This is a genomic window from Daejeonella sp., from assembly GCF_044232565.1.
GTDB lineage: Bacteria > Bacteroidota > Bacteroidia > Sphingobacteriales > Sphingobacteriaceae > Daejeonella.
On the sequence record NZ_JBIILQ010000125.1, the window covers coordinates 1 to 7,904 of the forward strand.

A 7,904-nucleotide genomic window follows, 5' to 3' on the forward strand; every position below is an offset into this window, starting at 1 on the left:
AATCCGCTGTGGATTGACGCCTTGGAAGGTTTAGTTAAGGCTTAAAATTAGAAAATCCTCTTATAGTAGATAAAATCTAAGAATTTTTGAGTTGCACCTGTATGGTTTTGTACATATTGATCGGCTGCAGTCCCGCTTTTTAATCGATTTTCCTCCTTCATTAGGAAATCCATTCGAAACTTTAACTCAGCTGAATCTTTGATCGAAAAGGCAGCTCCTTTTTCTATTAATTCTATTGCTTCCATAAATCGTGAATAATTTGGTCCAATTATAATGGGAAGTCCGAATGCTGATGCCTCAAGCGTATTGTGAATACCTACACCAAATCCACCTCCGATATAGGCGATTTTACCATATTGGTAAATGGATGAAAGTATTCCTATACTGTCAATAATCAAAACTTGCGTATTTGCAAGTGTTTGTAGCACAAATCCATCCTTTTGTATCTCTGAAAATCTAATTGAATTTGGAAATAGTTTTTCAATGTTCTCAATCCTATTTTCATTAACCTCATGTGGGGCAATAATAAATTTCCACTCTGGCAGCAAGCTTAATAATGTTCCAATTAATTTTTCATCTTCAGTCCAAGTGCTCCCGGCAATAAATGCATTTTGATTGTTGCAAAATTGTTCAATGGAACTAATTTTAAGTCTGTTTTTAGCATTGAAATCCACTCGGTCAAAGCGCGTATCCCCACTTACAGTTACATGATGGATCCCAATTTTACTTAATAAATGTTTACTTTCTTCATTTTGCACAAATAAATGACTTACCCATCCCAGCATTTTTCGATGCAATCCTCCATACCACTTAAAAAATGCCTGCTCTTTTCTAAATATTCCTGAGATAATGAATAGTGGTGTTTTATTCGCATTTAATGCTTCAAAATAATGATACCAATATTCGTATTTAGTAAAAACAGCAATCTTGGGGTTTAATAACGATACAAATCTGTGTGCATTCTCTTTTGTGTCAACAGGAAGATAAAATACGTGATCCGCTAAAGGGTAATTTTTCCTGATTTCATAGCCTGAAGGTGAAAAAAATGTGATTACAATTGCAATATTGGGATGATCTGCTTTTAGCTTCTCTATTACCGGGCGCCCTTGTTCAAATTCTCCTAAGGATGCAAAGTGAAACCAGGAATACTGAATATTTTTATCTAAGCTCTTTTCAATGAGTTCGAAAAGTCCCTTTCTGCCTTTTATCCAAAATTGTGCTTTTTTGTTTTTTAGCGAAAAAAGCACTATTAAGATGGTGTAAAGGCGTATTCCGACATCATATATAAAAAGCATTTTTGAATTAATTTTTTTTCTTCATCGAAGTTAATATTTAATTTTTTATTTTCGTATTTCTCTATTGTTGAGAAAGCGGCTTTTAGGTCTTAAACGCTGGGAAACTCATTAAAAAAATAAATAGAATTGACAATGTAGGGCTAATGTAGGGCACAAAATCATTGTTGTAAAACACTAAAGGTTTATGAAAATAGCGGTTGTAGGTACAGGTTACGTAGGTTTAGTTACGGGAACATGCCTTGCAGAGACAGGAAACACAGTGATTTGTGTTGACATTAACGAGGAAAAGGTGAAAATGATGCAGGCATTTAAGTTGCCGATCTATGAACCGGGACTCGATTTATTGTTCCACAGAAATATTGAGCAGGGTAGGTTAATGTTTACTTCCAATCTTGCAGATGCAATCGTAGATGCCGAAATTATTTATCTTGCCCTACCTACTCCTCCTAATGGTGATGGGGCAGCGGATCTTAGTTTTGTGCTTGGCGCTGCCAAAGACATCGCTAAATTAATTAAAGATTATAAAGTTATTGTAACAAAATCAACGGTTCCCGTGGGTACTGCAGATAAAGTAATTAAGGTTTTTAAAGAAAATACCTCCGTAGAGGTTGATGTTGTTTCAAACCCTGAGTTTTTACGTGAAGGTGTTGCTGTTGAGGATTTTATGAAGCCTGATCGTGTAGTGGTTGGGACTGAAAGTCCGAGGGCCCAAAAATTAATGACCGAATTATATGGTCCATACGTCAGACAAGGGAATCCTATTATTTTTATGGATGCTCGTTCTTCTGAACTCACTAAATATGCTGCAAATTCTTTTCTAGCAACAAAAATTACCTTCATGAATGAAATTGCCAATTTGTGCGAGCTTGTTGGTGCCGATGTTGATGCTGTAAGAAAAGGTATCGGTTCGGATGATCGTATTGGTAAACGCTTTCTATTCCCTGGTGTTGGATATGGTGGTAGCTGCTTTCCTAAAGATGTACAAGCTTTAGCTCATTCGGCAAGAGAAAATAATTACGACTTTAAGATCCTTGAGTCTGTAATGGATGTAAATGATATCCAAAGGAAAAAGCTGGTTGAAAAAATGCGTAAGTACTATAATGGGGATCTTAAAGGTAAGAAAATTGCTATCTGGGGGCTTGCTTTCAAGCCTGAAACAGATGATATCCGTGAAGCACCTGCACTTTATATTATTGAAGAATTGCTCAAGGATGGGGCCATCATCAGCGTATTTGACCCTGAAGCAATGAGCAATGTGAAAAAAGTTGTTGGCGATAAAATTCAATTTGGGGATAATCAATACGATATATTAAAGGATGCAGATGCGCTCGTTATCGTAACCGAATGGTCAGTATTTAGAACGCCTGATTTTGATAAAGTTGGGTCACTTCTTAAAAGTAAGGTTATTTTTGATGGCCGAAATTTATATGATTTACAAAAAATGATTGACTGTGGCTTTTACTATAACAGTATTGGCAGAAAAACCGTGAATATATGATCCCTAGAAAACGAATTTTAATTACAGGTGCTGCAGGTTTTCTTGGCTCACACTTATCCGATCGATTTATTAAGGAAGGGTATCATGTTATTGGAATGGATAACCTGATTACCGGTGATCTTCGAAATATTGAGCATTTATTTCCGCTCGAAAATTTTGAATTCTATAATCATGATGTTTCTAAATTTGTTTACGTTGCCGGTGATTTGGATTATATTCTTCACTTCGCCTCACCAGCAAGCCCAATTGATTATCTAAAAATTCCTATACAAACTCTAAAAGTGGGTTCCTTAGGAATTCATAATTTGTTAGGTTTAGCGCGATCGAAAAAATCAAGGTTGCTAATAGCTTCAACATCAGAGGTTTATGGAGATCCTACAGTAAATCCTCAGCCTGAAGAATATTGGGGAAATGTGAATCCCGTAGGTCCGAGAGGAGTATACGATGAGGCTAAGCGTTTTCAAGAAGCAATGACCATGGCTTACCATACTTTCCATGGGTTAGAGACCCGAATTGTGCGAATTTTTAATACTTATGGTCCCCGGATGCGCCTCAATGATGGACGGGTGTTACCTGCATTTATCGGACAGGCACTTAGAGGTGAAGATCTTACCGTATTTGGTGATGGTTCTCAAACGCGCTCTTTTTGCTATGTTGATGATCTAGTTGAAGGGATTTATCGTTTGCTATTATCAGATTATGCCTTACCAGTAAATATTGGTAATCCGGATGAGATTACAATCAAACAATTTGGTGAAGAAATTATCAAGCTAACAGGAACCAAGCAAAAAATGGTTTATAATCCTTTGCCTACCGATGATCCTAAACAGAGAAGGCCGGATATCACGAAGGCTAGAGAAATTCTTGGCTGGGAGCCGAAAGTTGGTCGCGCTGAAGGTTTGAAAATAACCTATGAATACTTTAAATCATTGCCTGAAAAGGAAATAAAACACAAGGATTTCACATATTATAACATCAAATAATGCCTGCAAGCAAGATATTAGTTACTGGCGGGACGGGCTACATCGGCTCTCATACCGTTGTTGAGTTGATTAATGCTGGATATGAGCCAATAATTGTAGATAATCTTTCAAACTCTAGTCCTCAAATAATTGAACAGATTTTTAAAATTACTGGTAAAAAGCCGGAACTTTTTAATTTTGATCTCTGCGATGAAAACTTAACGACTGAGTTTCTTAATGCTCATCCTGACATTGAAGGTATTATTCATTTTGCCGCTTTTAAAAGTGTTGGCGAATCTGAAAAAGAACCACTTAAATATTATAAAAACAATATTTATTCTCTGGTAAACCTGCTTATAGCGTCTTCTAAAATGAAGATGAATATGGTTTTTTCTTCTAGTTGTACCGTTTATGGTGAGCCTGATAGCCTACCTGTAAATGAGCAGGCACCCGTTAAAAAAGCGGAATCTACCTATGGAAATACCAAGCAGATTGCGGAAGAGATTTTAAGTGAGTCTGCGCGTGTAAATGAGAACTTAAAGGTTATTGCGCTAAGATATTTTAACCCTGTTGGTGCTCATGAATCTGCCTTAATTGGCGAACTTCCAATTGGTGTTCCTCAAAATTTGGTTCCCTTTATCACACAAGCGGCCATTGGTAAAAGAGGTGATATCATTGTTTTTGGGGATGATTATGAAACGAATGATGGAACATGTATCCGAGATTATATTCATGTGGTGGATCTAGCCAAAGCACATGTTGCTGCAATTAAAAAACTAGAAGCCATGCCAAATGCATTTGATATTTATAATATAGGAACGGGACGTGGTAATTCGGTTTTAGAGGTTATTCATGCCTTTGAAATGGCAACAGGTGAAAAATTGAAATATACCATCGGACCAAGAAGAGCCGGCGATATTGTTCAGATTTATGGCGATGTGACTAAAGCTGAGCGTAACCTTTCTTGGAAAGCTGAGCTTAACCTAATTGAAATGATGAGCTCTGCATGGAAGTGGGAGAAATATATTGAACAGAATCCTTTATAATATTGTTGAAAATTTGAGGACTTTTGAATCCTAGCATTTATAATATATCTTAAAAATGAAAAAAATTTTAATTACCGGTGGAGCTGGTTTTATCGGTTCTCATGTGGTTAGGCGCTTTGTAAACAATTACCCACAGTATCAAATCATTAATCTTGATAAGTTAACTTATGCCGGTAATCTGCTTAACCTAAAGGATATAGAAAATAAACCTAATTACAAATTCGTAAAGGGTGATATCGTTGATGCAGTATTCATAGATAAATTATTTGCTGAAGAAAAAATTGATTCAGTAATTCACCTCGCCGCCGAATCGCATGTTGATAGGTCAATTACTAATCCTACGGAATTTGTTATGACTAATGTTGTGGGGACTGTAAACTTGTTAAATGCAGCTCGTCATCAGTGGAAGGGTGATTATAGTAAGCATCGTTTTTACCACGTTTCTACTGACGAGGTTTATGGAAGTTTAGGTGAAACTGGCTTGTTTACTGAAGAAACTGCTTATGATCCGCATAGCCCTTATTCTGCTTCCAAAGCAAGCTCCGATCATTTTGTAAGATCTTACCACGATACTTACGGTATTGATGCGGTTATCTCAAATTGTTCTAATAATTATGGCTCTTTTCATTTTCCTGAGAAGTTAATACCATTGTCCATTAATAACATTAAAAATAATTTACCAATCCCGGTTTATGGCAAGGGTGAGAATATTCGCGACTGGCTGTGGGTAGAGGATCATGCACGTGCAATTGATGTGATTTATCACCAAGCGGCTTCGGGAAGCACTTATAATGTTGGTGGGCATAATGAGTGGACTAATATTGACCTAATTCGTTTGCTTTGCAAAATTATGGACGAGAAGTTAGGTCGTGATCCTGGTACATCGGCTAAACTAATTACTTTCGTAACTGATCGTGCTGGACATGATTTGCGCTATGCAATTGATTCATCTAAACTTCAAAACGATTTAGATTGGAAGCCAAGTTTGCAGTTTGAAGAGGGTCTCGAAAAGACAGTAGAATGGTTTTTAAGTAATGAAGAATGGCTTCAAAGCGTAACCTCAGGAAATTATCAAACCTATTATACTGATCAGTACGGCAAAAGATAGGTAAGAATTTTTTTCTAATTTATCTTCTCGACATTATTCATATCGCAGCGATTCTACAGGATCTAATTTGGAGGCTTTTACCGCAGGATAAAGCCCTGAAATCAATCCTACGCCAATACATAGGCTTAATCCTAGAATTGTCCAGCCCCAAGGCATAATAAATGATCCTCCCATCACCATTGAGAGTAGATTCCCAATTAATATGCCTAAAAATACACCAGTGATGCCCCCCATTAAACAAATAACTATTGCCTCAATTAGGAACTGTCGCCGTATAACGAGAGGTGTAGCACCTATTGCTTTGCGAATACCAATCTCTCTTGTCCGCTCGGTTACTGATACAATCATGATATTCATCAAGGCAATTGCTGCTCCAATTAGTGTAATAGCGCCAATAACAATGCCCCCAATTCGAACAAATTTTAGGTTTTCAACCAATGTTTGGGCAATAGCATCACTTTTGGTAATCTCAAAATTAGCTTCATCAGCAATTTTTAAATTCCTGATATTCCTGAACAAGGCAGTAGCCTCCCCGATGGCATTTTCCATTTGAGTAGGATCATCGCTCATCACAGAGATGGTATAAGATGGATTGCCGATCGTCATTACTTGTTTTGCTCGGAGTAGAGGGATAGCACAGATTTTATCACCACCAAAGCCTATACTAGAGCCCTTGGCAGACAATACACCAATAATTCTAAATTTATTATTCCCAAGACTTATTATTTTATTGATTGGGTCAATGTTCGGGAATAAGCGGGTTTTTATTTCATCCCCAATAATAACCACACTGGTGCCATATTCTAATTCAGATTGGGAAAAATTACGCCCCGAAGCAATTTTGTAACCCGCCGACATCAAATAGTTTTCATCCCCGCCTAGTACAGATATGTTGGGGTTTGTTTTCTCATTTCCATATTTGGCTGTTCCACCAAAGGAAGCAAATGTGTTCACAGAAATAGTGGCAGGAAAATCGAAATTGCTTTTAAATGCAGTTGCCTGTCTGTAATCTATTGATTTATATCTTTTTGGCCTCTGTCCACCACCTCCAATCCGGATTCCAATTCCTCTATTTCGGATAGTAAATGAATTGGCACCCATACTTGAGAAGGTATTATTGAGTGATCCCTCAATAGCATCAATAGATGTTAAAATTCCTACCAGTGCTGTCAAACCAATGGCTATGATAATTGCTGTCAAAAATGTTCGGAGCTTATTGCTCTTCACAGATTGCAAAGCAACCTTAACATTTTCAGAATAACTCATTGTTCCCGCCATGGTATAAATATAAAAAGTCCTGCTAATTTGACAGCAGGACTTAATGAAATGTTACAAAATATATTTTAAACTGAGAAGGAAGTGCCACAGCCACATGTGCTGCTTGCATTTGGATTACTGAATGTAAATCCACGAGCATTTAATCCATCTTGGAAATCCACTTCCATTCCAGCTAAATACAAGCCATGTGCTTTGTGCATAAATACGGGGATTCCATCAATTGTGTACTCCTGATCGCCTTCTTTTTTTTGATCGAAACCTAAAACATAATTCATTCCTGCACAACCGCCGCCTTCAACACCAAGTCGTAATCCATAGTCAAGACCTAACTCTTGCTGCTGAATAAGTTTTTTAATTTCTTTCTTTGCCCCGTCCGTTAAAGAAACAGGTGCTGTTAGATCTGCAATTTCTGTACTCATATTTCTTTTTTAAATCTTACCACAAATATACATGAAATTGCTCACTTTTGTTTTGTATACCATCAATTTGACTAATGGTTAACAATTGAAAATTTATGAATGAAATGACCTTTTTGTCGGACATAGTTAAGTATAGCATTTCCGGTGTACTTATATTTTTTGTGGCTTGGAACTTTATTAAGCCGATGCTTATGCAAAGACTTAATTTCCAAAGAGTAGAATTGAAAAAATCGGGGCTTCAACATACGCTTCCTTTACGGCTGCAGGCTTATGAGCGGTCGGTTTTATTTATTGAAAG

7 protein-coding genes and 1 pseudogene are annotated in these 7,904 nt (G+C 37.0%); 5 read left to right on the forward strand and 3 right to left on the reverse strand.

What is annotated here, in order from left to right; translation table 11 throughout:
- Window positions 1-47 precede the first annotated feature (47 nt).
- Window positions 48-1,295 carry a 3-deoxy-D-manno-octulosonic acid transferase gene (locus ACILQF_RS07950; RefSeq protein WP_395626887.1) on the reverse strand — a complete coding sequence of 416 codons (1,248 nt, stop codon included), beginning with the start codon at window positions 1,293-1,295 and terminating at the stop codon, window positions 48-50.
- Between the two features lie 184 nt (window positions 1,296-1,479).
- On the opposite strand from ACILQF_RS07950, the gene ACILQF_RS07955 reads away from it, so the two are divergent.
- From ACILQF_RS07955 to rfbB, 4 genes are read left to right on the forward strand one after another with little or no spacing between them, the layout of a single operon-like run.
- On the forward strand, window positions 1,480-2,793 hold the full coding sequence (locus ACILQF_RS07955) for a UDP-glucose dehydrogenase family protein (protein WP_395626888.1): 1,314 nt from the start codon (window positions 1,480-1,482) through the stop codon (window positions 2,791-2,793).
- Window positions 2,790-3,776, forward strand: coding sequence for a UDP-glucuronic acid decarboxylase family protein (locus ACILQF_RS07960; RefSeq protein ID WP_395626889.1), 987 nt, complete (start codon window positions 2,790-2,792; stop codon window positions 3,774-3,776). The genes ACILQF_RS07955 and ACILQF_RS07960 overlap by 4 nt, the downstream gene beginning before the upstream one ends.
- On the forward strand, window positions 3,776-4,801 hold the full coding sequence (gene galE / locus ACILQF_RS07965; protein ID WP_395626890.1) for a UDP-glucose 4-epimerase GalE: 1,026 nt from the start codon (window positions 3,776-3,778) through the stop codon (window positions 4,799-4,801). Before ACILQF_RS07960 ends, galE begins: the two co-directional genes overlap by 1 nt.
- 55 nt (window positions 4,802-4,856) lie before the next feature.
- Window positions 4,857-5,909 (forward strand): dTDP-glucose 4,6-dehydratase, encoded by a 1,053-nt coding sequence (gene rfbB, locus ACILQF_RS07970; RefSeq protein WP_395626891.1) that lies wholly within the window; start codon window positions 4,857-4,859, stop codon window positions 5,907-5,909.
- A 33-nt stretch (window positions 5,910-5,942) separates the two neighbouring features.
- Here rfbB and ACILQF_RS07975 read toward each other — a convergent pair whose 3' ends face one another.
- Together ACILQF_RS07975 and ACILQF_RS07980 are read right to left on the reverse strand one after the other, a co-directional pair.
- Window positions 5,943-7,175: an ABC transporter permease gene (locus ACILQF_RS07975; RefSeq protein WP_395626892.1), complete on the reverse strand. Its 1,233-nt coding sequence runs from the start codon at window positions 7,173-7,175 to the stop codon at window positions 5,943-5,945.
- A 77-nt stretch (window positions 7,176-7,252) separates the two neighbouring features.
- A complete protein-coding gene (locus ACILQF_RS07980; RefSeq protein ID WP_395626893.1) occupies window positions 7,253-7,606 on the reverse strand; it encodes a HesB/IscA family protein in 354 nt (117 codons plus the stop codon).
- Between the two features lie 95 nt (window positions 7,607-7,701).
- Between ACILQF_RS07980 and ACILQF_RS07985 the strand changes: the two are divergent.
- Window positions 7,702-7,904, forward strand: a pseudogene (locus ACILQF_RS07985) (hypothetical protein); the annotation flags it as partial.